Origin of the sequence: Qipengyuania gelatinilytica (assembly GCF_019711315.1) — a bacterium.
GTDB classification, from domain to species: Bacteria; Pseudomonadota; Alphaproteobacteria; order Sphingomonadales; family Sphingomonadaceae; genus Qipengyuania; species Qipengyuania gelatinilytica.
In genome coordinates this window covers 1235634-1261347 of record NZ_CP081294.1, presented here as the reverse complement: position 1 = coordinate 1261347, position 25714 = coordinate 1235634, and the positions used below count along the sequence as shown (strand labels likewise).

The following is a 25714-nucleotide window of genomic DNA, read 5'->3' as shown; positions in this document are numbered from 1 at the left end:
GGGGGATGACGGGCGCAAGCAGCCACAGCTATGTCATCGCGCTGGGATCGAACATGCGCGTACCGCGGATCGGCGGTCCGGGGGCAGTGCTGCGCGCCGCGCTCGAGACGCTGGATGCCGAGGGCGTGGTGCTGCGCGAAGTGTCGCGCATACGCCCGAGCCTGCCGGTCGGTCCCTCGCTGAGGCGCTATGCCAATGGCGCTGCGCTGGTCGCCTCGAGGCATGCGCCCGGCGAGATGCTGGCCCTCCTCCAGTCGGTAGAGGATGCTTTCGGGCGTCGCCGCCGTGGCGCACAATGGCGCGCGCGTACCCTGGATCTCGATATCGTCTTGTGGAGCGGCGGGGTGTGGAACACGCCCGACCTTGCAATACCCCATCCGGAGTTTCGCGGCCGCGATTTCGTACTAGGACCAGCGGCAGAAGTCGCACCGCGATGGCGCGATCCCGTGACCGGGCTTACGCTTCGCCAGCTCGCAGCACGCGGGGCTTGAGCTTCACGGCCGGGTTGCCGCGATAGATCGACCAGCTTTTTGCATCCTCGAACAGCGCGCCACGCGCTGCAAGAACCGCGCCTTCGCCCATGGTGACGCCGGGGCCGACAAAGGCCTCGGCCGCTACCCACACCTCCGGCCCCAGCGATATGGGACGCAGGACCAGCTGAAAATTGCTGTCCGAGACATCATGCGTGCTGGCGCAAATATGCGCGCGCTGGGACACCACGGCATCGCTGCCGATCGCGATGCGGCCCTGGTTGTAGAGAATTGCTCCCGGACCGATCAGGACATTGTCGCCCAGTTCGAGATTTGCCGGCAGCCATATGCGGACGCTGGCGTGCACCCGGCAGCCGCCTCCCAGCTTCGCCCCGAACATTCTGAGCACCATCGCGCGCCAGGCGTGCAGCGGCGGCGGCGTCCATCGTGCGAGCGCCAGCCACGCGACCTGCCACACCACGCGGGCAATCCTGTTCACCAGCGAAAAGGACGGCCCGCCACTGGCGCTGCCTGCGCCTTTCGCATCGAGCGGCTGCGAAGTTGATCCCTTGGCTGACATCGGGAACGACCTAAGTGGCGGATGGGGCGAATGGCAAGCCAAAGCATGCTTGACCCCCATCGCTCACCTGCCTAGGGGAGCGCCCGTGGTCGGGCCGTTAGCTCAGTCGGTAGAGCAACTGACTTTTAATCAGTAGGTCGCTGGTTCGAACCCAGCACGGCTCACCACCTTTCTTCCCATCGCCCCTTTCGCCTTACGACAAGCGCGCTATCCTGCGCTGCGATGGCTTCCCCGAAACTTTCGATATTCGCTCGCCTGCCCGTGCCGGGCAAAGTGAAGACGCGTCTCATCCCGGCCGTGGGCGCAGAGGGCGCGGCGCGAATCTATGCTCGCCTGCTGGCGCATACGGTCGAGGTGGCCCGGGAGAGCGGGCTGGACTTCGAATTGCGCGTGACTGGCGGGGAGATCGCGGCTTTCCACGAGCTGTTCGGCGAAGACACCAGCGTGGTCGATCAGGGCGAGGGCGACCTTGGCGAGAAGATGGGACGGGTCGAGGCGCCGGCAATGCTGATCGGCAGCGATTGTCCGGGGCTTTCCGTGCCGCTGCTGCAGGCTGCTGCAGCAGCGCTGGATGATCGCCGCGTCGTGCTCGGCCCTGCCAATGACGGCGGCTATTACCTTATCGGCTTCACCGAGCCGGTCCCTTTCCTGTTCGACGACATGGAATGGAGCACGCCCAAAGTGCTGCCCGAAACGCTCGCCCGCCTGGCGGCGCATGGCTATGGCCCGGCAGTGCTGCCCGAGCTGGCGGACATCGATACCGGCGAAGACCTCGCCCAGTGGCCCGAACTGCAATGAGTGTTACACTGCTGATCCCTGCGCTGAACGAAGCCAAGGCCCTGCCGGATCTCGTAGCAGCATTCGAGTGCCTCGATCCCAAACCTCACGAAATCCTGCTGGTCGACGGCGGGAGTAGCGACGAGACCTGCGCAATCGCGCGCATGGCAGGCTGGCGCGTGATGGCCTGCGAGCAAGGGCGGGCAAAGCAGATCAATGCAGGGGTCGAAGCAGCCGAGGGGAGGCTGGTGTGCGTGGTCCATGCCGATACCTGTCCTCCCTCCGACATGGTTGCCGTTGTCGAGAAAACGCTGGCGGACGATACGATCGCGCTGGCGAGTTTCACGCCGGTCATTCGCGGTCCGGAGAAGACCCGCTGGGGCACGACGATCCATAACTGGGCAAAGACCTGGTACGCCCCGCTGCTGACGCGGCCGCACCTGTTCTTTCGCGGCGTCCGACTGCTCTTCGGCGATCACGCAATGTTTTTCCGGCGCGACGATTTCCTTGCAGTGGGTGGCTGCACGCCCGGCGACGCCGTGATGGAAGAGGCAGACCTGTGCGTGAAACTCGCGCGGCTGGGCCGGGTGAAGATGGTGCGGCGAAGGGTCTACACCTCGGACCGCAGGATCGCGGCATGGGGCCCGCTCAAGGCGAACTGGATATACTTCAAGGTCGGCATGATGTGGGCCTTCGGCCTGCGCGGCCGGATGGCGAAACACTATCCCGATGTGCGGTGAGCAGCAGGCTCACGCTTCGGGCAGGAACCCGTCGGCAATGCAATAATCGATAAGGCGGCTTATGAAGGCCTCGCCGGTTTCTGGGCATGGTTCACCAGCGAATGCGCGGAACGCGGCATCGTCGAAATGCGGATCGCGCTGGAAATAGCTCGCATAGAGGCCGGCAACACGCTTGAAGAGCCGCCGCTCGAGCGCGGGCAGCATGGTCGGATCGAAACGTTCGGGCGGGACCAGTTCGGGCTCGTGGAATTGTTCGTAGCTGCCGATCACACCGGTGAAGCGTTCGACGGGAAGCGGCTGGCCCGAAACAAGGTGGAATGTCCCGCTCGCGGCCTTTTCCATGTCCGCCGCGATGGCGGTGATCCCGCCGACTACGTGATCGAGCGGAACTAAATCGAGCGTGGCCCCTTCGCGAGCAGGCATGTGCCGCACCCGGCCCTCGGCAATCAGTTTAAAGGCAGCATAGGTGGTGTCAAATTGGCGGATCCGGCCGCTTGCGTGCTCGCCCACCACGATAGAGGGTCGCGCGATCGCCCAGCGTGTTCCGCTTGCGCGTACGAGCCTTTCGCCCGCAGCCTTGCTGGCTTCATAGCCATTGGCGAAGCCGCCTTCGGGCAGCGGGTCGGCCTCCAGTATCGCTCCGTCGCGCGTCCCGCAGACATAGGCGGTGGAGACATGGAGGAAGTCCATCCCGCCCGCCTCGGCCAATGACAGGGCGTTGCGCACACCATCGACATTGACCGCTTGGTAATCGGACTCCTCGAGGTCGAAGCGGACGGTCGCGGCGCAATGGATCAACAGGTCGTGCGCTTCGGCGACCGTCTCGAATTCGCTATCGGTCCAGCCCAGTTGCGGCTTCGATACGTCGCCCGCCAGCCTTGTGACAGACACGGCAGCGCCATCGTTTGCGCGCACCTCCGGATTGCGATGGACGAGCGCGGTCACGCGGTGACCCTGATCGGCCAGCCGCTTGCAGACCTCACCCCCGAGGAGGCCGGCCGCTCCGGTAACGAGGATATTCAGCAACAGGCTGCCGGCGTGTCGGGTACGTTGCCGTCGACGCCGAAAGGCATGGCAATGCCGCAATCGGGGAAGACGCCGTAATGGGTCGAAAAATCGCCGAAGAATTCGAAATGTTCGGCAAAGCGGGTGTCGGCCAGCATCTTCCAGCTGTTGCCGCAGATAGGGAATATCCGGCCCGCCTCGATATGATGATGGCCGTCGAGTTCGAACACGCGCTCGTTTCCGCCGACCGTGCCCTTGTAGCGTACGGCCTGCCCGTAATCCTCGCACTGGCTTTCCAGTCCCGACAGCTTGAACAGGCGGTATGTTGCCGAATGGAAGGCGATCCCGTCGAGCTTCGCCGCGATCTGCGCATCGTCAATGCCGAGCGGGCGGCTGGTAACGAGGCGCGGGTCGGCAAAGCCTGCCCGCTTTGCGAGGTCCAAGAAATCGCCCCAATACAGAGCCCCCGACAGGCACTCGCCGTGCAAGACCGGGTCGGACTGCAATTCTTGCGGCACGCGCCGTTCGGAATAGACGTCGGAGAAATAGAGCTCGCCGCCCTCCTTCAACAGGCGATAAGCGGCATCGAATACCGCACCCTTGTCGGCGACCAGATTGATCACGCAGTTCGATACGATCACGTCGAAGTGGTTTTCGGGAAGATCGAGTTCGAGCAGTTTCTCGATATCGCCTTCGATGAAGCGGACATTCGATGTGGCATAGCCGAAGCGCTCACAGTGCCATTCCTCGTGGCTCCGCGCCACGGCCAGCTGTTCGGGGGTCGCGTCCACGCCGGTGACCGAGCCGCTCTCGCCGACCATCTGCGCGAGTATATAGGCGTCCTGCCCGCTGCCCGAGCCGAGATCGAGGATGTTGCATCCCGCGATGGCCTGCGGGGCGACAAGGCCGCAGCCGTAATAGCGTGCGCGCACGTCCTCATGCACATTGCGCATGGCGTCCATCACCGCAGGCGGCGGTGCCTCGGCAGTGCAGCACGCATCGGTTTTCAGATCGGCAGAGGTGGCGAGGACCTTGCCGTAATAGTCCTGCGAATTTTCCAGATTCATGTAACCGGATGCTTCCTGGCTGCGAAAAGATCGGTGCGAAATGCACCGGGGCTTTCGCATCTCCCGCATATTCGGTTACGGAGCAAGCGATGAAATTCACACATGACGTGATCGTGATCGGTGGCGGGGCGGCCGGTCTGACCGCTGCCGGCGGATGTGCTCTGTTCGGGCTGGATGTCGCGCTGATCGAAGCGCGCAAGATGGGCGGCGAGTGCCTGAACGACGGCTGCGTGCCGTCCAAGGCGCTGATTGCCGCAGCCAAGCGCGCGGCCGAGGCGAACGAGAGCGAGCGCTACGGCATCACCCTGCAGCCGCCGAAGGTCGAATGGAAAGGGGTGCACAAACACATCCACGATGCCATCGCCGCCATCGCTCCGCATGACAGCGAAGAACGGTTCGACGAAATGGGCTGCGAGGTCATCCGCGATTGGGCGAAGGTCACCGGCCCGCAGTCGGTCGAGGTCGGCGGTCGCACGCTGCGCGCGCCGCGCATCGTGATCGCCACCGGTTCGAAGGCTGCAGTCCCGCCGATCGAGGGCATCGATACGACGCCTTACCTCACCAATGAGAATATCTTCGATCTCGATGTCCTGCCCGATCATCTCGTCGTCGTGGGAGGCGGTGTCATCGGCATGGAAATGGCGCAGAGCTTCCGCCGCCTCGGCAGTACGGTCACTGTGCTCGAACCGGGCGACCTCATGGGCCGCGACGATCCTGGCAGCGTGGCGGTGGTGCGAGAGACGATGGAAGCGGAAGGTGTCCGCTTTGTGAAAGGGCAGGCCGACAAGGTCGAAGGCGGCGTTGGCGCGATCAAGGTGCATGCGGCCGGTGAGGTGATCGAAGGATCCCACCTGCTGATCGCGACCGGTCGCAACCCCAATTGCCGCGGCTTCGGGCTTGAAGATATCGGCGTTGAAATGGGTCGCGGCGGGATCGTGGTCGACGAGCGTCGCCGCACCTCGGTCAAGGGAATCTATGCCATCGGCGACTGCCGCGACGGCCCGCGCCTGACGCATGTTTCCGGCTACGAAGGCTCGAACGTAGCGCTCGAGATCACGCTTGGTGTGCCCACCAAGGTCGACTGGTCGGCGCTGCCATGGTGCACCTATACCGATCCAGAGGTCGCACAGGTCGGCATGACCGAAAAGGAAGCGCGCGAGAAGCATGGCGACAAGGTTGCCGTGGTGAAAGAGACATTCCACGACAACGAACGCTCGCTCGCCGAAGGCAAGGACAAGGGCCACATAAAGCTGGTGCTCAAGGGCAAGAAGGTGCTGGGCGCGAGCATCGTCGGCAAGAACGCGGGCGAGCTGCTGCTGCCGATCAGCCAGTCGATCACGGGCAAGAGCAGCACCTTTGCGCTCGGCTCGGCGATCATCGCCTATCCGACCCGCAGCGAGATTACCAAGGCCGCCGCATTCACCGCGTGGGAGCCGACCGTATTCGGCGCGATCCCGAAGAAATATGCCGGTTTCCTGGCCTCGATGCGGAGGCGTTTCTCGTGAATGCAACCCGCGCACAGACGCGCAATGCTCCGACAGGCTCGTCACCCTTCCGCGTCGAGGCGGCGGCGCTTCCGGCGGAGAAGTTCAGCGATCCGCTGGTGACGGCCAAGGGCGAACAACGCGCATCGGTCGCGCTCACGAAGCTCGACACGCTGTGGCTCAACACCGGCACGCTGTGCAATCTCGCCTGCGCCACCTGTTATATCGAGAGCAGCCCGACCAACGACGCGCTGGTATACCTGTCCGCCGACCATGCGGCGCGCTTCCTGGAAGAAGCGGAAACGATCGGCACGCGCGAAATCGGCTTCACCGGCGGCGAGCCATTCATGAACCCGGACATGCTGGCGATGCTGGAAGACAGCCTCGCGCGGGGGTTCGAAGCGCTGGTCCTGACCAATGCGATGAAGCCGATGCGACGTCACGAAGCGGCACTGCTCGCACTTCGCGAACGCTTCGGTGACAAGCTCACCCTGCGCGTCAGCCTCGATCATCACACAAAGGAAGTCCACGAGGGCGAACGCGGGCCGCGTAGCTGGGAGCCGGGCCTCGATGGCCTGCGCTGGCTGTCGCAAAACGGCTTTTCCATCGCGGTTGCCGGACGCCTGCTGCCCGATGAAGGTGAGGTCGCTGCGCGCGAGTGCTACGCTGCACTGTTCGAACGCGAAGGCATTGCCATCGATGCGCATGATCCAGCGCGACTGGTGCTGTTTCCCGAGATGGATGAAGACAAGGACATCGCCGAGATCACGACCGAATGCTGGGGCATCCTCGGCAAGTCTCCGCAAGACATCATGTGCGCATCGAGCCGTATGGTTGTCCACCGCAAGGGCGAAAATGCCCCGCGCGTCGTGGCCTGCACGCTGATACCCTATGATGATGGTTTCGACCTCGGCGCAACGCTGCAAGAGGCGTCGGGGGACGTGCCTCTCAACCACCCGCATTGCGCGCGGTTCTGCGTTCTGGGTGGAGCAAGCTGTTCGGCTTAGGAGCATATCGCGCCATGGCCCGTTAAGTGGCTATGTTCTTCGATAACACTTGGCTCGACATCGCTGCACGCGCGGCAGTTCTATCCGCAATCGGGATTGTCTGGGTCACCATGCTGATCCGCATCATCGGCCTGCGCACGCTGTCGAAGATGACCAATTTCGACTTCGTCGTCACCGTCGCATCGGGCTCGCTCCTGGCCGGGGCGGTCCAGGCCAGCGAGTGGACGGCTTTCGCACAAGCCTTGCTCGCCACGGCAGCGCTGTTCTTCGTACAGTTCCTGATCGCCAAGGGGCGCAGGGCATCGGATGCGTTCGAAGATGCGATCCAGAACGGCCCCATTTTCCTCATGTACGATGGCGAGATCATCGAGGAAGGCCTGAAGACCTCGCGCGTCGCCAAGAGCGACCTGATCGCGAAACTGCGCGAAGCCAACGTGCTGGAATTCGACAAGGTCCGCGCGGTCGTGCTCGAGACGACCGGCGACATATCGGTCCTGCACGGGGACCATCTGGAAGACCGGATTATCGACGGTATCGAGCGGCCCTGAGCCTGGCTACGCGTTGCGCCGGTCCAGCCATTTCGCGAAGGCCACCCCGCCGGTGATCAGGAAGGGCACTAATATGATGCTGAGTGTGACCTTTGCAAAAACTTGGCCGACCAGCAGATCGGTAATGTCGAATTCTCCGTAGAATGCCAGCGTAACAAAGATAACTGAGTCGATAGCTTGGCTGAGAGCGGAAGCGATTGCTCCTCGCACCATAAGGCCGAGTGTATTGGCTTCGCCATACCCGCGGAGACGCGAAAATATCCAGATATTGAGTAACAGCGAGACAAGGTACGCGACGGGGCCTGAGGCGACCACACGCCAAAATTGACCATGAACCATCTCGAACGCTTCAATGGCCCCCGGTCGACCCGATACCATTTCCGGCGAAACTGGCAGTGCAAGCACCAGCCACATCAAAGCAATAGAAAAAGCGAGTGGGACGAACCCGAACAAGACGAGCCGGTTCGCAAGTTTTTCACCATAGAGTTGCGCGATGGTGCTTGTGATTACGACCAATAGAAGAAAGGCAAAGATTCCGGACTCGACCGCTGGATTGTCAAACAGGCTAAGCAGAAAAAGAGTGTCATCTGGAAGGTTCAAGTTCCACAATTGCGATTGCTTGTAGGCGAGTACGCCCGCAAGCACGGTCATCCCGCCATAAAGCAGCGTGTAAACGAAGAGCCCAAGTGGCATTGCGGCTGCCGCGAGGCGGGTTTCATTGGCCGGTTGGTCGGTCATGCTGGCGTTTCGCGCCCCTTATGGTCTGGTGATAGCCGAAGCTGGAATCGGGCCTGAAAATTGACTAAGCGGGCCCGCCGCGCAAGACAGCGGCTGATTTCATCCGCAACTAGCGCAAAGCCAAAGGGGTCGGCATGCCGCCAGTAGTCATCAATATCCTCGGTATTCTCGCCATCCTGGCGATCGCCTTCCTTCTTTCGACGGGCAAGAAGCGCATCAAGTTGCGCGTCGTCGGTGCAGCCTTCGCCCTGCAAGCCATCATGGCCCTGCTGGTCCTGCGCACGCCGTGGGGCGTCCAGATGATCGAGGGCATGTCGAACGGTGTCATCGCCCTGCTCGACTATTCGAAGATCGGGATCGAGGCCGTGTTCGGCCCGATGGGTTCGAACCCCTTCACCAATACCTTCGTGATCGCCGCATTGCCGGTGATCGTGTTCTTCGCCGCGATCGTGTCGATCCTCTATCACTGGGGCATCATGCAGCGCCTCGTGCGCTGGGTCGGCGGTGCGATTGGCTGGATCACGGGTATCAGCAAGGTCGAGGCGCTGGGCAGTGCGGCCAATATCTTCGTCGGCCAGTCGGAAAGCCCGCTGGTCGTGCGCCCCTATCTCGCCTCGCTTACGCCGAGCCGCCTGTTCACGCTGATGGCGGTTGGCATGGCCGGTGTCGCGGGCACGATCCTGGCAGCATACGCCAGCTTCATCGGTTCGGAAGCCGTGCCGTTCCTCCTCGCGGCAGCCTTCATGTCTGCGCCCGGCGGTATCCTGATGGCAAAGATCATCATGCCCGACGACGAAAGCGAACTCGCCCGCAGCGCGGCCGAGCTATCGGGGACGGACGAGGACATCAAGCTCCCCGAAGCGCGCATCAGCGCAGAAGGTCCCGCCGCACTCACCGAAAGCGGCAGGCCGCACGAAGTCGAAGTCGCTGAGACATTCGAGGAAGGCCACAAGCCGGCCAATGTCATCGAGGCCGCCGCGCAAGGCACGCAGACGGGTGTAAAGCTCGCGGTCGCCGTGGGTGCGATGGTCATGGTATTTGTGGCGCTCGTCGCGCTTGCCAACGGCATCCTCGGCGGGATCGGCGGGCTATTCGGCTATCCCGACGTCACCTTCCAGATGCTGCTGGGCTATATCTTCGCGCCGGTGATGTATATGATCGGCATTTCCGACTGGGGCCAGGCGCAGTTCGCCGGCGGCCTGTTCGGGACCAAGATCGTGCTCAACGAATTCGTCGCCTTCATCGAGCTTGGTGCAGCCGATGCCGGAATGCTGACCGAACGCAGCCGCGCGATCGCGACCTTCGCGCTGTGCGGCTTTGCCAATTTCAGCTCGATCGCGATCCAGATGGCGGTCACCGGCGGACTTGCGCCAAATCAAAGACCGGTCATCGCGAAGCTGGGTATACGCGCACTCGCCGCCGGTAGCCTCGCCAACCTGATGAGTGCCGCGCTGGCAGGACTCTTCCTTCCGTATTAAAGGGCGCACCCATTATGACCGATTCGAACACCGACATCGCGGTTGTGTCGCTGGCACAGCCGCTCGAGAACATCGCCGACGAGATCGGCCGCAGCTTCCAAGAATACGGCTTTGCCGTGATCCGCGACCACGGGATCCCGCAGGACCTGATCGATCGCGCGGAAGAGCTGTCGAAGGAATTCTTCGCGCTGCCCGACGATGTGAAGAAGGCCTACCACATTCCCGGTGGCGGCGGTGCTCGCGGCTACACGCCCTTCGGAACCGAAAAGGCCAAGGACGCCAATGTTCATGACCTGAAGGAATTCTGGCACGTCGGGCGCGAACTGCCCGAAGGCCACCCGCTGGCCGAATACATGGCGGACAACGTCTGGCCCGAAGAGGTCGAGGGATTCCGTCAGACCTTCTCCGGCCTCTATTCCGCCTTCGAGGAAGCCGGTGGCCGCGTGCTCGAGGCGATCGCAATCCACCTCGGCCTGCCGCGCAAGTTCTTCGCGTCCACGGTCGAGGACGGCAATTCGGTCATGCGCTTGCTGCGCTATCCGCCGCTCGAAGGCGAAGAGGCCGAAGGTGCCATCCGCGCTGCAGCCCATGGCGATATCAACACGATCACCCTGTTGCTCGGTGCAGAGGAAGCCGGCCTTGAACTGCTGACCAGGCAGGGCGAGTGGAAAGCTGTCGACGTGCCCGAGGGTGCGCTGGTCATCAATGTCGGCGACATGCTGGACAGGCTCACCAATGGCAAGCTGCGTTCGACCACCCACCGCGTGGTCAATCCGCGCGGTGAAGCCGCCTACCGCGCCCGCTATTCGATGCCGTTCTTCCTGCACTTCCGGCCCGACTACGTGATCGAGACCCTGCCCTCGTGCATCGACCCCGAGAATCCGGGCGATCACCCCGAGCCGATCTCGAGTCATGAGTACCTGATGCAGCGGCTGCGCGAGATCAATCTCGCCTGAGCCACGGCCTGCCGCGCTCCGTTTCGTAGGGAAACGAATCTTTTCGGCGGCTGTGTGGTTTTTGCAACAGCGGTAAACGACTGAAAAACTTTATTTTTTCGTCAAAACGTGACTCGCCCTCCACAGGAGTGGGTCCGTTGTCTTGACTCTGTCACAAAACGATAGCTTTGCCGAAACATCGCCGGCCTAGCCGGGCGGCGCATTTCCAGTGCAAGTTTTTCTATCCGATGAGACGAAGGGGTCTTCTCCGATGAAGTTCAAGTATCTCCTGGCTGCCAGTGCGGTCAGCCTTAGCGCAACGGCCGCCATGGTCGCTGCACCTGCTGCCGCTCAGCAGATCACCTCGGGCATCGAAGGCCGCGTGGTCGACGACGCCGGTGCTCCTGTTCAGGGTGCAACCGTCACCGTCACCGACACCCGTACCGGTCAGTCCAGCGTCCTGACCTCGGGCCCCGACGGCACGTTCCGCGTCGGCTCGCTCGTCCCGGGCGGTCCCTACACCGTTACCGCGCAGGCTAATGGCTACGAAGGCCAGTCGGTCGAACAGCAGTTCATCACCGTTTCGGGTAACACCAGCTTCACCTTCGAACTGACCCAGAGCGCAAACGAAGACGTGATCGTCGTCACCGGCGCACGTGCGAACGTCCAGCAGCTCGCAGTCGGCCCGGGTGCCGCATTCGGCGAAGCGACCCTCGAAGCATTCCCGAGCCTTTCGCGCGACGTCCGCGACATCATCCGCCTCGACCCGCGTGTCAGCCTCGAGCGTTCGGACGAAGTCGACCGTATCTCGTGCCTCGGCGGTAACGACCGTTCGAACACCTTCACCGTCGACGGCATCGTCCAGGCCGACGTGTTCGGTCTCAACGGCACCCCGTTCGCAGCGCGTAACTCGCTGCCGCTTCCCTACGACGTGGTCCGCGAGACCTCGGTCGAATTCGCACCGTTCGATGTCGAATATTCCGACTTCACGGGCTGCCTCGTGAACGTCGTGACCAAGTCGGGCCAGAACGAATTCCACGGCTCGGCCTTCTACACCTATTACGACGACAGCATGCTGGCCGACACGATCATCCGTCCGGATGGCGAGGAAGTCCCCCTTTCGTCGGGTAGCGAAAAGCGCTGGGGTGCAACCCTCGGCGGCCCGATCATCAAGGATCGCCTGTTCTTCTACCTCGGTTACGAAGAAACCGATCTCGGCGACGCGAACGACGAAGGCCCGCTGGGCGGCGGCTTCGCCAACCCCGAATTCGGTGTCACCCAGGCGCAGTTCGATCGCTTCGCGCAGATCGCACGTGACGTCTACGGCCAGGACGTCGGCGGCTATCCGCGCACCCTGGACGAAACCAGCGTCCGCTACTTCGGTCGTATCGATGCCTACATCAATGACGATCACCGTCTCGAAGCGACCTACCAGCGCCTCGAAGAATCGAACATCGAGCCCGACTTCGGCGGTGGTAACATCACCGGCCTGAACTCGTTCGAAGACGAAGGCACGATCTCGGACTACTACTCGGTCCGTCTCTACTCGGACTGGAGCGACAAGGTTTCGACCGAACTGCGTCTCAGCCGCGCAGAAGTGGGCGACAAGCAGGGTCCGGTCGGCTTCGGTGAAGCACAGTCGGACAACCCGACCGTGCGTCTCGCAGTCGGTACGCAGGTTCCCGACGCAAACGATCCGGGCGAATTCAACTACGGCGTGCTGAGCACCGGCCCGGGCATCTTCCGTTCGGCCAACCAGCTCGACACGAAGATCGACCAGGCGAAGTTCCAGATCAACATCGATGCTGGTGATCACCTGTTCAAGATCGGTGCCGAAGCGAACTCGCTCGAAGTTTACAACCTGTTCGCCATCAACGCGACTGGTACGCTCTACTTCGAAAACCTCGACGACTTCGAAAACGGTGTCCTGAGCCAGGGCTTCGAGTTCTTCCCGAACGCATTCGAAATCGCCACCGGCCAGGCATACGGCGCTGACATCAACGCCACACCGAGCGGCGACATCAACGAGGCAGCTGCACGGTTCAACCGCAACATCTATTCGTTCTACGCACAGGACGAATGGCAGGCGACCAACCAGCTGAGCATTACTGCCGGCCTGCGCGTGCAGATCTATGACGGCGATGCACCGCGTGCGAACCCGTCGTTCTACGACCGCTTCGGCTTCACCAATGCCAACTCGTTCGGCAAGCTCGACCCCGTCCTGCTGCCGCGCCTGAGCGCAACCTACGAACTCGACAATGACGGGTTCTTCTCGAACTCGCGCATCACCGGTGGTGTCGGCGTGTTCTCGGGCGGTGACCCGGTGGTGTACTTCTCGAACGCATTCTCGAACAACGGCTTCTCGACCGCACTGGGTACTTCGGTATTCTGTGCCTCGACGCCGACCAATGTTCTTGACGGCAACGGCGAGTTCACCGGCTTCCCGCAGTGCGTGACCGACTCCGGCTCGGCTTCGGCTGCCGTTGGTGGCGGTGACGTCCAGTCGACCGATCCCGATTTCGACGTGCCGACCGTGGTACGTGCGAACCTCGGTTTCGCGACCGACTTCGGCACCGACACCGGCTTCTTCAGCGACTGGCGCCTGAACCTCGACTACATCTACTCGCGGTTCAACGACACGCTGAACTTCGTCGACCTCGTGCAGGCTCCGAACCCCGATGAAGGCCTCAACGGCTACACCATCGACGGTCGTCCGATCTACGACGCACTCGACATCAACAATGCTGGTTGTAACGCCACGCTGGTTGGTACGGGTGGCACGCCGCCGGTCTACGACAACCTGACCGGTGACTGCTTCGGCACGCGCCTGGATGACTTCATCCAGCTGACCAACGGCCCGAGCTACGAAAGCCACATCGCCTCGGCGCTGCTTTCGAAGCGCTTCGACGGTGGCCTGATCACCGACGGTGGTAGCGTCAACGTCCGCTTCGGCTACGCCTTCACGGACTCGGAGAACAACCGTAACGTCGGCTCGTCGACTGCAACCTCGTCCTACGACGTCACGGCAGCCTTCGACCGTCAGAACCCGGCCGTTTCGACTTCGAACTACGAAACGCGTCACAACTTCACGGCTGCCATCAGCTTCCGTGAAGAGTTCTTCGGTGACTACGCCACCCAGCTTGGCCTGTACTTCCGCGCCCGTTCGGGCCGTCCGTACAGCCTCGTGTTCGACGGTGGCAGCGTGTTCAACGACAGCGCTTCGGGCTCGGACAACGCACTGCTCTACGTCCCGTCGGGCATCAATGATCCGAACCTGTCGCCGTTCTCGGACGCAACCGCGGTCCAGGAACTGATCGACTACGTTGCTGCTTCGGGCTGCGAGTACACGCCGGGCGCAAGCATCGAGCGTAACACCTGCCGTAACCCGTGGTCGTACGATCTCGACATGCGCATCAGCCAGGAACTGCCCTTCTTCGGCAGCCTGACCGGCCTCGTCGACGACCGTCTCGAAATCTTCGCCGATTTCGACAACGTCCTGAACATGATCGACGCAGAAGCAAACCGCGTAATCTTCAACTTCGACATCCCGACCTCGTTCGCGGATTACGACGATGAAGGCCGCTACATCATCGACAACTTCAACCCCGATGATGACCAGGCGATCTCGATCTCGGGCTCGGCATGGAAGATCCAGGTCGGCGCTCGCTACGAGTTCTGATCCTTCGAACGATCGAAACAGGAAAGGGCGGCCCCTCGGGGTCGCCCTTTTCGTTTGTGCCGCTGGTTTTGCGGGCTCTCAGGCTAGGTCGAGCAGTTCCTGCGCAAGCTGGCGGCGTACGCCGGTCTCGACGCTCGCCCGCAGCGCGCGTTCGAGTGCTGCGGCTTTCTCTCCCAGTTCGACTTCGCCGAACATCCCCGCGCTTCCCGCCAGCTTGTGCACGGTACGCGCAAGCTCCTCGATATGGGCGCCTTCCAGCGCGTTATCGCGCAAGGCCGAACCCACGGCCTCCATCGCTTCGCCCTTTCGCTCGCTCCAGCGTTGCTCCATCGCATTCGAGGGCGTCAGCGTGGCGCGAGCTGCCGACGCGACGGCGCCTTCGTCGACGATATGGACCGGCATCCAGCGGGCCAGCGCCTCCGCCAGTTCCTCGAATACCAGGGGCTTGGCCAGGTGCGCCTGCATGCCGGCCTCCACTGCTGCGGCGATGTCCTCTGGAAATGCGTTGGCCGTCAGCGCCACGATAGGCAGGCCGTGCGCATCGAGTCCGGCACGACGGATCCGTCGTGCTGCCGTATAGCCGTCGCATTCGGGCATCTGGATATCCATCAGTACCAGGTCGTAGGGCTCGCTCCGTTCACTCGCGTCTATGACCGCTTCGACCGCCTGGATGCCATCATGGGCTGTATCCACACGCTGGCCCAGTTCTTCGAGCATGGCGGTGACGAGCATCCGGTTCACATCGTGATCTTCTGCAAGCAGGATGCGGCCCGAGGTCGGCATCGGGCCGTCGCTGGCCCGACGGGAATGCTCGTCGACAGTATCACGCTCCACATCGCCTGCCTCGAACGGCAGGCGCAGGGTGAAACGCGATCCGAAATCGGGTGTGGAAGTCGCCTCGAGCGACCCGCCGAGCAATTCGGCCAACTGGCGCGAGATCGAAAGGCCGAGGCCGGTGCCGCCGTATCGCCGCGTGGTGCTGGCCTGTTCCTGCACGAAGGGGTCGAAGATATTCGTCAAGCGGTCGGGCGCGATGCCGATGCCGCTGTCTTCGACAGTGAGGATCAACTCGCCATGCTCATATCCGACCTTCAGTGCGACCTCGCCCCGCTCGGTGAATTTGACCGCGTTGCCCAGCAGGTTGAGCAGGATCTGGCGGAGCCGCAACGGATCGCTGCGAACCAGGCGCGGGACATCGGGCAGGCATACCGCGGTCAGGCGAACCCCCTTGGCCTCGGCACTGCTCTTGTGGAGCCGTTCGCAGTCGGCCACGAGCTGGAGCAGGTCGAAGGTCTCGTTCGTAACGACAAGCTTGCCGGATTCGATCTTCGATATGTCGAGGATATCGTTGAGCAGCATCATCATCGAGCGGCCCGAACGGACGATCAGGTCGGCATAGCGCGCTGCTTCGGGATCGAGCTTCATACGGCTCAGCAGGTCGGCAAAGCCGAGCACACCGTTCATGGGCGTACGGATCTCGTGGCTCATATTGGCGAGGAACTGGGATTTTGCCCGGGCCGCATTCTCCGCATGCGCCGTGGCACGTTTGAGCTTGCGTTCGAGCTCGATGCGGTTGGTGACATCGCGTGCGGAGACGATGATGCCCTCGCGTTCGCCGGTCTCGCCGTTATAGGCGACGGCGCAATCGGCCTCGATGAAGACGGCGCTTCCGTCAACAGCATCGAGATAGCGCCGGTAGGTGAACCGTTCCTTGTCCTTTTTGCCGGTCAGCAGAGCTTCCTCGACGTCTCGGACTGCGGCCTGGGCATCGGGATGGACCCGTTCGCTGCTGGCTCGACCGATGAAACTGGCCGGGGGAAGTCCAAGGACATTCTCCACCGAGGGGGAAGCGTAGGTGCAGCGTCCGTCGATGTCGTATCGCAGGATCGCATCGGTGATATTGTCCGCAAGCAGCGCCATCTGCTTCTTGCCCGCCGCCAGCTCGGCGGAGACCTTGTCGCGCGTGGCGAGCACTGCCGCCACGGGAAGTCCGACGAGCATCGAGGTGGCGAGGAATGCCTCCAGCATCAGTATCTGGACGTCGACCGGCGCGGGGAGGAGGTTGATCGGCCCCCTGCCAGCCTGGGTGAAAATCAACGCGATCACGGCTACCTTCATGACCGAAAAGGCGGTGCCCAGCGCACCTAACCTGAAGGCGTGGGCAATCACGATCGGAGGGATCAGGAACAGGAGCGGTAACGCGGTCTGGTAGAAGACGACGAGGGTGAGCGTCGTGCCGCCGATTGTCAGCAACAGCCATTCCACGACCTCGCGCACGGTAGGCATGCGAATGTTGGCGATTGCATCCTGCAGCACCAGCGCGCCGGGCGCGAGGATCAGCATCGAGAGCGCATCCGATGTCGCCCAGCGCAGGATGGGAGCAAGCGAGAGCCCTGAAGTTCCGGCCAGTGCGAGCGATGCAATCGCGGCCGATGCAATCGGCGCAATCAGTCCTGCGGCGAGTATGAAGCGCGAAAGGTCATAGGTGTCCGACATGTCGGGCCGGTTTCCGCACCAACGCCTGACCAGCGCCACGGCGAGCCATATTTCTGCGGAATTGGCCAGGGCCAGCGCCGCCGCCGTCAAGACTGCGTCGCCCACGATGAAATTCGCCAGCACGTTGCCGAGGAACATTGCGATAAACAGCGCCGGTTCGTGCGGAACCTTGCGGCGAAGCAGGAAGGCGACGGCAAGCGCATTGGGCAGCCAGACTACGGCTATGCGGCCTTCACCACGTGTCAGATCGATGCTTACATATGCAAGCGCCGCAAAAGCCAGCAAAGCGATCAGCGGATAGGCCAATCTCGCAGCGGCAGGGCGTAGACCATTGGCGGACCGCGCTGCTGCATGATCCAATCCGGCGGCGCTGGTGGCCATGGGTATCTCTCCTGCCTTTTCGAGCTTGCCGGTCGAAGCGACGGAACGTCCCGGCGGTTTGCGCCGTTTGATCTCCATGGCCGAACCCGCGACCAATTTCAGTGCGACGAAGACGCGTCTCAACCCGTGGCTTATTGCGCTTATACTGCTGATTCACTTGGGAATCCTCTACGTATTGGCACGTATGCTGGCGCCAACGGCCGTGGCCGGTGTCGAACGCACAGTCGTGTCGGCCTTCACGGTGACGGTCACGACGCCCGAGGAAGAGACCCCCGTGACCGAGCCCGAACCGGACGAGGGTGCCCAGGGTGATCCGGGGCAGGAAGCCGTCCCGCAGCCAGTCACCGCACCGACCCCGAGGCGTCAGGTCAGGGAAGACCAGCCTGTGCCGCGTGCCGCCTCGACCGGCAGCGCCACGACCTCTGGTGCAACCCAGTCGGGCGAAGGCACCGGCGCCGAAGGCAGCGGCGTGGGAACCGGATCGGGCAGGGGCGGAAGCGGGCAAGGCGGTGTTGCTGCGACCAAGCCGGTGCTCACCCGCTCCATCACCGACAGCAGGGCCTTTCCGATCCCGCCGGGCGGCAGGCAGGCGCGCATCGGCAAGTCTGTCATCGTCCGCCTTGTGGTCTCGCCGGAGGGCAGGGTGACATCCTGCTCGATCTACCGCGCTAGCCCTTTTCCCGAAACCGATGCGGTTGTCTGCCAGCTGTCCTACGAGCAGATCCGCTTCGAGCCTGCCCGTGATGCGCAGGGCAATCCTGTCGCTGCACCGTTCCTTTACCGCCAGCGTTTCTTCAACTGACAAGCGCGCCACCCGCCTCTATGCAGGAGGGAAGAGACCGGTCGCAGTAAGGAAGTGCAAGTGATCCAGCCCGTCGTCCTGTGCGGAGGCAGCGGTACACGCCTGTGGCCGCTCAGCCGTGCGGACAGGCCCAAGCCGTTCCTTCCGCTACTGGGAGAGCGGACACTGTTCCAGCAAACGCTCGACCGCCTGGATGACCGCGACCTGTTTGCAGAGCCGCTGATAGTAGCCGGCGAAAAGCAGGTGGCTCTCGTCGGACGTCAGGCCGGGCAGTATTCCCTGATCGTCGAACCGGCAGCGCGCAATACGGCGCCCGCCATCGCCCTCGCTGCGGCAAGGGTCGAGCCTGATACCATCCTGCTCGTTTGTCCGAGCGATCACCATATTGCCGACCGGCAGGCGTTCCACGAGGCAGTCCAGAAGGCGCAAAGCCTCGCGAGGGATGGCAAGCTGGTGTGCTTCGGCATCGAACCCGACCGGCCCGAAACGGGTTATGGCTATATCGAGAAGGGCGGGCCCGTTGGTGAAGGGCACCATGTCGCGCGTTTCGTCGAAAAGCCCGATGAAGCCACCGCGCAGGCCTATCTCGAAAGCGGCCGGTTCACCTGGAACAGCGGGATGTTCGTTTTCCGTGCAGGCACCTTCCTGGACGAGCTGTCCCGGCACTGGCCCGAGATGGCAGAAGCTGTCCGGCAAGCGGTCGAAAACGGCAGGGAGGACGGGGCGCAGTTCCATCCCGAGGGATCTGCGTTCGCCCGGATAGCGGGCGAGAGCGTCGATTATGCGCTCATGGAAAACACTTCCCACGCCGCGGTGGTATCGGCTGACATCGGCTGGTCGGATATCGGCGACTGGAATTCATTGATGACGGCACGGGAAGCCGCCGGCCTGGACCTGCTCGCCGACGGAACCCGAACGATCAATGCAGGCGGCATCATGACGGTCGGGGAGGATCGACGAATTTCGGTCGTCGGTCTCGACAATGTCATCGTTGTCGTCGATGGCGATGACGTGCTTGTCCTGTCGCGTGATGCGGCGCAGGCGGTGAAGAATCTGGCGACGGACAAGTCCAAGTGAATTCGAACAGCGCAATCGTGCCGAGGCTGCTGGTCAAGCCGTGGGGTCGCGACGACCTCTCGCCCGCGCTCGTCGGCGATTGCGATGAGGCTGTCGGCGAGATCTGGTTCCAGCCGGATGCCCCGCTCGACACGATCCTCACCAAATACCTCTTCACCAGCGCCAAGCTGTCGGTCCAGGTGCACCCGAAGGGCGAACTTAGCCCGACCGGCCGGGGCAAGGACGAATGCTGGCTTATCCTCGATGCTGCTCCGGGCGCGCAGCTGGCGACAGGGTTCCGCCGCGATATCGGCCCCGACGAAATCCGCGGGGCGGCACGGGACGGTTCGATCGAGAACCTTCTGGCCTGGCGCGAAGTTGCCGCGAACGATTTTCTCTACGTGCCTGCAGGGACGGTGCATGCCATGGGGCCGGGCCTCACGCTGGTCGAGGTGCAGCAGAGCACCGACATTACCTATCGCCTCTATGATTACGGGCGCGACCGCCCCTTGCACCTGGAGGAAGCGGTGAGGTGCGCCATCGGCGGCGAACACCCCGCGGATTTGCGGCGCACCATAGACCCTTCACGCACGCAAATGCTTGTCGAAGGCCCCCTGTTCAGCGTCGCCCACATCGCGGGCGGCGAGACTGGCGCCGTGCGCGAAAGGTTCGAGGGCGCCGTGCAGGTCATCCCGCTCGAGGGGCATTGCTCGACGGGCGGATTGACGATCGCTTCGGGCAGCTCCGCCCAAGCGGAAAACCTGGGTCAGGTCGACTTGTCGGATTGCTCGCGCTGCCTCGTCGCCGGACTGCCGCTCACCCCTCGATGATCCCCATCAGGTCGGATTTCCCGTAAGGTTTCACCAGCAGGCCCTGCGCTCCGATTTCATCGAGCCGGTCCTTCATCTCGCCATAGCCGGTCGCCAGCCAGAACGGAATGTTCCGCCGCACCAGTTCCTCGGCCACCTTCTCGCTGCTCTCCTTGCCTAGGTTGTAGTCGAGAATAGCGAGGTCGGGGCGGTTGCTTTCAAGCGCGCGCAGCGCGCCGGCGACGGTGCTTTCCATGATGACCGTCGAAACGCCAAGTTCCTTGAGGCAATCTTCCGTATCGAGCGCGATGATCATGCTGTCTTCGACCAGCATCACGGTTTCGGGAGCGTCGACCTTCGCATCGGGCTGGTCTGCCGAAGGGGTCTCGTCCTCTTCGATCCGGTCTTCGGCCGGAACTGGAGTGTCCGTCGTTTCATAGGATACGAAGCGTTCGGGTACGGTGAAGGTCGCTTCGACTCCCTCGAGCTTGTAATCGATATTGGATTCGCCGCCCAGTTCGAAGGGGATGGAGCGATCGATGATGGTCGAGCCGAAGCCCCTGCGCTTCGGCGGCTTGACCGGAGGGCCTCCGCTCTCCTTCCAGTCGATCTGGAGGAACCCGTCACCTGTCTGCCTGATCGTAACCTTCAGCGTACCCGAGCTGTCGCTCAGCGACCCGTATTTGGCAGAATTCGTGATCATCTCGTGGATGACGAGCGCGATCACCGTGTAGGCCTCGGGAACGATAAGGACTTCGGGACCGCTGATCTCGACACGATCGAGTTTGCCGGAAACATAGGCCTGTGCCTCGGTCTCGATCAGGCCTCTCAAGGGCGCCGATGACCAGTTGTTCTTGGTGATATTGTCATGCGCGGAAGCCAGCGAAGCGATGCGGCCACCGACGATCTCGGAAAATTCCTCGATGGAGGAGGCTTCGCTGCGCGACTGGCTGATCAATCCGCGAATGAGGTTGAGGATGTTGCGGACGCGGTGGTTGAGTTCCGCAATCAGCAGTTCCTGCTTCGACTGGGCCTTGGCCCTTTCCTTCACCGCTTCGTCGGTCAGGCGAAGGATGATCTCGAGCAGGGTGACACGCAGTCCTTCTGCAACCTGCTGTTCGCCGGCGGTCCAGGGCTCGCTGCGTCCCTCGACGGTTTCCTGCCATGCCTCGAAGCTCTTGCGCGGCGTGAGGCGCACGCCATTGGGGCCATGTTCGACCGGCTTCTCCGGATTGCGTGCCCAGCGCACGGTCTGGTCCAGGCCCTTGCGCCACAGGACCAGATAATCGCGCGGCATGCGCGACACGGGGATAACAAGCGCGCCGGTGGCGCGGTGTGCGAACCGTTCTGCCCGCGGGATGCGGCTGGATATCTGGTCGGTCACGAAAACCTTGCTGGTTGCAGCCCCGTTTAACTGGCCGACAATGGCGCGAAATTCTTCCTCGTTGGGAGCCGCCCCGCGCGCGATGTAGATATCGTCTACGAAGACGCTCGCACCGTCATGCGGGATCACGTCCTGGATGACCGGATCGAGCGTGGGCAGGGATTCGTGCAGCGGTGTACCGGCCGCAATGTCGCGCATGAGCTGGTCATGCACTTGGCGGCCCCTTTGCCTTAGCCGGTCGCTCTCGCGAAACAGCGTTCTCTCCAGCATGAGCGAAAATGTTTCGGAGAACAGTTCGGCAGTCGTCCGCTGCGAATAGGGCAGGATCTTGGGCGAATAGTGATGGCAGGCGAACAGCCCCCACAGCTCGCCGCCGATCACGATCGAGATCGATATCGAGGCGCCGACGCCCATGTTCTTGAGGTATTCGATGTGGATCGGCGAGACCGCGCGAAGCGTGCTCATCGACAGGTCGAGGTCTTCGCCTTCCAGGGTCTGGCGGGGCGTGATGGGAATGGGTTCGCTCTCGACATCGCTGATGATGCGAAACCGGTTGCGTTTGTAGAGTTCGCGCGCCTGCGCGGGAATGTCGCTTTTCGGATAACGCAGCCCGAGGAATGCCTCGAGATCGTGGCGTTTGGCTTCGGCGACCACCTCACCCGACAGGTCGTCACGAAAGCGATAGACCATGACCCGGTCGATATCGAGCACGACACGCAACTGGCGCGCCGCATCGCAGATCAGGGCGTCGACGTCCGACAATTTGTCCAGCCGACCCAGGACCGGCCGCAGGATCGCCATTTGCCGGTTGATATCGCCCTCGGCATGCGGCTCTATCTCGATGATCGTATACATGCCCGAGCAGTGGATCGCACAATCGAAAAGCCTGCCGTCTTCCAGCAAGTCGATGCCGAAAAGCCGCTCTACCTGATCGCCCCGGCCAATTGCGGAGACGGCGCTGCGCAGGCGCCGGAAAGCGGAGGCGGAAAGGATGTCTGCCAGCCTGGAGCCGATCTCCACCTCATCGCCAAGACCGAGCATCTCTTCCAGGTTTGCAGAGCGCTGGCTTACGAACCAGTCTGTATTGATGCTCAGCAGGGCGCCGAAAGGCTGGATCTGGCCGAGAATGTGGATCGGCTCGCGGTCGCAATTGGTCAGATCGACCTGGTTCTCTTCGGCGCTCATGCCGCATTCTCCAGCTGCTGCGCTGCAAATGCGCATTCGAACAGGGCGAATGCTTCGTGAGCGCCGTCAATTACGCCTTCGATCGAAGCGTGGTTCGCGGGGCTTTCGAGGACATCGAGCAATCGCTTGAAATAGGCTGGCATTGCCGGATCGGAGAGGAACCTTTCTGCGCCACCCAGCCCGGCCTTGCCGCGCTGCGCAAGCATGGCACGGTTGCCGAGCGAGGAGCCGGCCACGACCCACGCTGCGCCAAGCGCTTGCGCTTCGCCGCGCAGGTGTAGAGGCGAAACGGGGGGAGGTGCCGCATAGCCGAGCTCTGCCAGGTCGGCCAGGATCAGCTGCGTCTGTTGCGGAGGCTGGCCCAGCTTGCCGGGCGAAGTCGTAGCAAAGGCATCTTCCATCGCGGCACGCGCTGCGAACTGCGCGCCGAGGAACGAGGCATAATCGCCTGTCGAAGATAATGGCATGGTTGCGGCAATGCGGTCCAACCTGTCATGGGCTGTTCGCGTTGCCTGTCTTAATTCGTGTCTCAAGCTGGAACCCCCGTCCCGGTAAACAACAGGAAATGCGAGCGAAAGCTGGCCGGTTCACCGCGACCCGGGGAACCATGCGCATGCCGAACCGACAGACCTGCTTCAGGGAGAAGCGATTGAGAACGCAGAAGGTTCCAGCAAGAATGCCAAAACAATCACCGCCGGAAATGCGGCTTATTTGGACTCGAGAAGTTTCTGGCCTTTCTTGCGGATCGCACCGGCCACGATCGGCTCCACGAAGGACAGGGCCGGGGGCAGGTTGACCTCGAAAATCACCTGCGTTTCCTCGATCAGCACCTGCGCGCGGGTCACATTGCCCATCGCCTTGATGTCGAGCGCCATGCAGTCTTCATTCGGCCAGCTCGTCTCGACATCGGCCATTCCGCCGGGGATGGCGTCACCGATTTCGTGGCTGCGGGCCTGAAGGCGGCGGCGAACCTCTTCCTTGCCGAGGTCGTGGGACAGTGGGACGCGCATCAGCTCTTGTTCTCCAGTTCCGGTGCAGTCGCAGCGCCTTCGCCGAACTTGTAATCGAGATAACGGTGCTTGATCGCCAGATCGTCGAGCGAGCCTTCGGCCAGCTGGCGCGTGATCGAGTCGATCTCGCCGCTGATCTTGCCGAGGCTGTCGGTGAGCTGTTCGTCCGGCGTGGCGCCCGCGCGCTGTTCAGCGCGAAGGTGGGCCGGAATCTTGCGATAGCTGTCGATCATTTCGGGCAACTGTTCGCCCACCAGGCTGCGGACTTCGCGGGCCTTGGGGTGGTTCTGGTCCACGCCTTCAAGCTGGAGGCCCAGCGCATCGAGCTGCACGCCCATGTCGCTGACGATCCTCGCGGCGGGCGGGGGCAGGGCGGGTCGTTGGCTTTCCAGCCACAGTTCGGTGCGGCCGACCATGTCCCTGACGTTACCCTTGTTCAAATTTTCGCGGCGGGGCGTCTTGAGCTTGGGATAATTGCCCAGCACCGCGATCGCGATAACGCTTGCCACCACCAGCGCCATGACGCCTGCAAAACCGATCCCGTCGAGGATCAGTCCGGCGATACCGGTCGCAACCCAGATCCCGAACAGGGCGATCGCGATATTGCGGATGCGCTTGACCCAGATGTCTTTCTTGATCTTGGCCGAACCGGCGCCGATCGACACTTCGCGCCGGTGCCGTCCGCCGGTGCGATTGTCATCGCGCACGATCCGTGCGTTCTCGATGATGCGGTCGCTATCGCGGGTCAGGTCGCCCATATCAGCCTTCGATGCTCAGCAGTGCCGATTCCTGCACCGACTTCTGCGCCTGCGCCTGCCCTTCGGCGCGCGCGATATAGCCCTTCGACTTCTCGACCTCGTCGGAAAGCACGGTGACCGTCTGCTTCATGCTGTCGAGTGCACGCAGCTTGAACTGGTCGACCTCGTCCATCGTGTCGTAGATGTTCTGGAAGGCACGTTGCAGCGTTTCCAGCGGGATGGTGCTGGCTGCGGCCTGTTCGTGGATCTTGCCGGTCTGGTCGCGCAGCATGGTGGAGGTGCTGTCGATGATGCCTGCCGTGGTATCGTTGAGCGCGGTGATCTGGCCCAGCACGAGGCGCTGGTTGGTCATCGCCTCTGCCACGGTCACAGCCGTTCGCAGCGCACCGACAGTCGTGGTGCTGGCGCGGTCCACACCCTTCACCAGTTCGACATTGTTCTTCTTGACCAGGTCGAGTGCGAGATAGCCCTGCACGCTCACCGCCATCTGGGTGAGCAGATCCTGCGTACGCTGGCGGACATAGAACAGAGCGGTCTCGCGCACCGCCTTGGCCTTGGCCGGATCGGTCGCGTCGAGTTCGGCGGCCTTTTCTTCCAGCTTCTGGTCCAGCGTGTTCGAGATGTGGATCATCTGTTCCAGATTACCCATCGCTTCCCACAGCTTCTGCCGTTCGACGTCGATTGCTGCATTGTCCATGATCAGCTCGTCCTTGCCGCTGGCAAGGTTGTTGAGGATCGACTGGATGTGGGTCTGCGCACTTTGGTAGCTGCGGAAGTAATTGTTCAACTTGTTGCCGAAGGGAATGATGCCAAGGAACTTGCGCGTGCCCGAAAGCTTGCCGCGCTTGCCCGGGTCGAGGTCTTCCACCACGCGGCGCAGCTCGGACAGGTTCGCGCCGACGCCTTCGTCCTTGTCCATCGCGCGGACCGGGCGGTCGAGGAAGCGGTTCGACATGCCTGCCGCCGCCATGATTTCCTTGCGGCCCATGTTGGTGAGCTGGTCGACCTTCTTGCCGAATTCGGGCGAGTTTGCGTCCTGCGCCAGCAGGTCTTCGACGAAACCGTCGACCTTGGTTTCGAGCTTGCTCTTCACGTCCGCGGAAACGGGAACAAGACCGGCGGCCTTTTCGGGCGCGACGACCGGCACGGGATCGGGCGGCGTCAGGTCGAATTCGGGCGGTGCAGCCGTAGTCGTGGGGGCAGCTTTTGCAGCTGCGGGCGCGGTTTCGGCCTTAGGCGTTTCGTCACTCATGATATTTCAGCAGACCTCCCTGAGAACAACGGCGTGAGAGCCTTGGTTCTGTATTAGGTTGCTATAACACGAG

Annotated in this window: 22 protein-coding genes and 1 tRNA gene; 13 read left to right on the top strand and 10 right to left on the bottom strand. The window is 62.6% G+C overall.

The genetic code is table 11. From position 1 onward, the window contains the following. Positions 1–5 precede the first annotated feature (5 nt). The gene (gene folK, locus K3136_RS06245; RefSeq protein WP_221432006.1) at positions 6–491 is read left to right on the top strand and encodes a 2-amino-4-hydroxy-6-hydroxymethyldihydropteridine diphosphokinase; all 486 of its coding nucleotides are present in this window, start codon (positions 6–8) and stop codon (positions 489–491) included. Here folK and K3136_RS06240 read toward each other — a convergent pair. Further along, positions 457–1050 (bottom strand): LbetaH domain-containing protein, encoded by a 594-nt coding sequence (locus K3136_RS06240; protein WP_221432005.1) that lies wholly within the window; start codon positions 1048–1050, stop codon positions 457–459. The two genes, folK and K3136_RS06240, sit on opposite strands and share 35 nt — an antisense overlap. A gap of 91 nt (positions 1051–1141) precedes the next feature. On the opposite strand from K3136_RS06240, the gene K3136_RS06235 reads away from it, so the two are divergent. The 3 genes from K3136_RS06235 to K3136_RS06225 all read left to right on the top strand — a co-directional run bounded on the left by K3136_RS06235 (position 1142) and on the right by K3136_RS06225 (position 2567). Continuing rightward, positions 1142–1217: transfer RNA gene (locus K3136_RS06235), tRNA-Lys, on the top strand. A 55-nt stretch (positions 1218–1272) separates the two neighbouring features. Then, positions 1273–1848 (top strand): TIGR04282 family arsenosugar biosynthesis glycosyltransferase, encoded by a 576-nt coding sequence (locus tag K3136_RS06230; RefSeq protein ID WP_221432004.1) that lies wholly within the window; start codon positions 1273–1275, stop codon positions 1846–1848. Further along, positions 1845–2567 carry a glycosyltransferase gene (locus K3136_RS06225; RefSeq protein WP_221432003.1) on the top strand — a complete coding sequence of 241 codons (723 nt, stop codon included), beginning with the start codon at positions 1845–1847 and terminating at the stop codon, positions 2565–2567. Before K3136_RS06230 ends, K3136_RS06225 begins: the two co-directional genes overlap by 4 nt. Positions 2568–2576: 9 nt before the next feature. Here the strand turns inward: K3136_RS06225 and K3136_RS06220 are convergent, their stop codons facing one another. Next, on the bottom strand, positions 2577–3593 hold the full coding sequence (locus K3136_RS06220) for an SDR family oxidoreductase (protein WP_221432002.1): 1017 nt from the start codon (positions 3591–3593) through the stop codon (positions 2577–2579). After that, complete coding sequence (locus K3136_RS06215) at positions 3587–4639, bottom strand: methyltransferase domain-containing protein (protein WP_221432001.1); 1053 nt, start codon at positions 4637–4639, stop codon at positions 3587–3589. Before K3136_RS06215 ends, K3136_RS06220 begins: the two co-directional genes overlap by 7 nt. An 89-nt stretch (positions 4640–4728) precedes the next feature. Here K3136_RS06215 and K3136_RS06210 point away from each other — a divergent pair, with 89 nt between their 5' ends. From K3136_RS06210 to K3136_RS06200, 3 genes are read left to right on the top strand one after another with little or no spacing between them, the layout of a single operon-like run. After that, a complete protein-coding gene (locus K3136_RS06210; RefSeq protein WP_221432000.1) occupies positions 4729–6144 on the top strand; it encodes a dihydrolipoyl dehydrogenase family protein in 1416 nt (471 codons plus the stop codon). After that, the gene (locus K3136_RS06205) at positions 6141–7130 is read left to right on the top strand and encodes a radical SAM protein (RefSeq protein ID WP_221431999.1); all 990 of its coding nucleotides are present in this window, start codon (positions 6141–6143) and stop codon (positions 7128–7130) included. The genes K3136_RS06210 and K3136_RS06205 overlap by 4 nt, the downstream gene beginning before the upstream one ends. A gap of 32 nt (positions 7131–7162) precedes the next feature. Beyond that, on the top strand, positions 7163–7678 hold the full coding sequence (locus K3136_RS06200) for a DUF421 domain-containing protein (protein WP_221432239.1): 516 nt from the start codon (positions 7163–7165) through the stop codon (positions 7676–7678). A 6-nt stretch (positions 7679–7684) separates the two neighbouring features. Here K3136_RS06200 and K3136_RS06195 read toward each other — a convergent pair whose 3' ends face one another. Continuing rightward, positions 7685–8416, bottom strand: coding sequence for a queuosine precursor transporter (locus K3136_RS06195; RefSeq protein ID WP_221431998.1), 732 nt, complete (start codon positions 8414–8416; stop codon positions 7685–7687). A gap of 134 nt (positions 8417–8550) precedes the next feature. On the opposite strand from K3136_RS06195, the gene K3136_RS06190 reads away from it, so the two are divergent. The 3 genes from K3136_RS06190 (at position 8551) to K3136_RS06180 (ending at position 14508) form a co-directional block, all read left to right on the top strand. Continuing rightward, complete coding sequence (locus K3136_RS06190; protein WP_221431997.1) at positions 8551–9894, top strand: NupC/NupG family nucleoside CNT transporter; 1344 nt, start codon at positions 8551–8553, stop codon at positions 9892–9894. Between the two features lie 14 nt (positions 9895–9908). Continuing rightward, positions 9909–10850, top strand: a complete 942-nt coding sequence (locus tag K3136_RS06185) for an isopenicillin N synthase family dioxygenase (protein WP_221431996.1) — start codon at positions 9909–9911, stop codon at positions 10848–10850. A 250-nt stretch (positions 10851–11100) separates the two neighbouring features. Next, positions 11101–14508, top strand: coding sequence for a TonB-dependent receptor (locus K3136_RS06180; protein WP_221431995.1), 3408 nt, complete (start codon positions 11101–11103; stop codon positions 14506–14508). Between the two features lie 78 nt (positions 14509–14586). Here the strand turns inward: K3136_RS06180 and K3136_RS06175 are convergent, their stop codons facing one another. Beyond that, positions 14587–17385: an ATP-binding protein gene (locus tag K3136_RS06175; RefSeq protein ID WP_221431994.1), complete on the bottom strand. Its 2799-nt coding sequence runs from the start codon at positions 17383–17385 to the stop codon at positions 14587–14589. A gap of 76 nt (positions 17386–17461) precedes the next feature. On the opposite strand from K3136_RS06175, the gene K3136_RS06170 reads away from it, so the two are divergent. The 3 genes from K3136_RS06170 to K3136_RS06160 are packed head-to-tail and all read left to right on the top strand — an operon-like array spanning position 17462 to position 20073. Further along, positions 17462–18187, top strand: a complete 726-nt coding sequence (locus tag K3136_RS06170; RefSeq protein WP_221431993.1) for a TonB family protein — start codon at positions 17462–17464, stop codon at positions 18185–18187. Positions 18188–18247: 60 nt separating this feature from the next. Further along, entirely contained in the window at positions 18248–19264 is a 1017-nt protein-coding gene (locus tag K3136_RS06165) for a mannose-1-phosphate guanylyltransferase (RefSeq protein ID WP_345725183.1), read from the top strand. Further along, positions 19261–20073, top strand: coding sequence for a class I mannose-6-phosphate isomerase (locus K3136_RS06160; protein ID WP_221431991.1), 813 nt, complete (start codon positions 19261–19263; stop codon positions 20071–20073). The genes K3136_RS06165 and K3136_RS06160 overlap by 4 nt, the downstream gene beginning before the upstream one ends. Here K3136_RS06160 and K3136_RS06155 read toward each other — a convergent pair. The 5 genes from K3136_RS06155 to K3136_RS06135 form a co-directional block, all read right to left on the bottom strand. Continuing rightward, a complete protein-coding gene (locus K3136_RS06155; protein WP_221431990.1) occupies positions 20060–22621 on the bottom strand; it encodes an HWE histidine kinase domain-containing protein in 2562 nt (853 codons plus the stop codon). The genes K3136_RS06160 and K3136_RS06155 overlap by 14 nt on opposite strands. Next, positions 22618–23109 (bottom strand): biliverdin-producing heme oxygenase, encoded by a 492-nt coding sequence (locus tag K3136_RS06150; protein ID WP_221431989.1) that lies wholly within the window; start codon positions 23107–23109, stop codon positions 22618–22620. Before K3136_RS06150 ends, K3136_RS06155 begins: the two co-directional genes overlap by 4 nt. A gap of 219 nt (positions 23110–23328) precedes the next feature. Beyond that, complete coding sequence (locus tag K3136_RS06145) at positions 23329–23631, bottom strand: polyhydroxyalkanoic acid system family protein (protein WP_221431988.1); 303 nt, start codon at positions 23629–23631, stop codon at positions 23329–23331. Continuing rightward, positions 23631–24389 (bottom strand): hypothetical protein, encoded by a 759-nt coding sequence (locus tag K3136_RS06140; protein ID WP_221431987.1) that lies wholly within the window; start codon positions 24387–24389, stop codon positions 23631–23633. Before K3136_RS06140 ends, K3136_RS06145 begins: the two co-directional genes overlap by 1 nt. Position 24390: 1 nt before the next feature. Further along, positions 24391–25641: a toxic anion resistance protein gene (locus tag K3136_RS06135; protein WP_247711452.1), complete on the bottom strand. Its 1251-nt coding sequence runs from the start codon at positions 25639–25641 to the stop codon at positions 24391–24393. Positions 25642–25714: the final 73 nt, after the last annotated feature.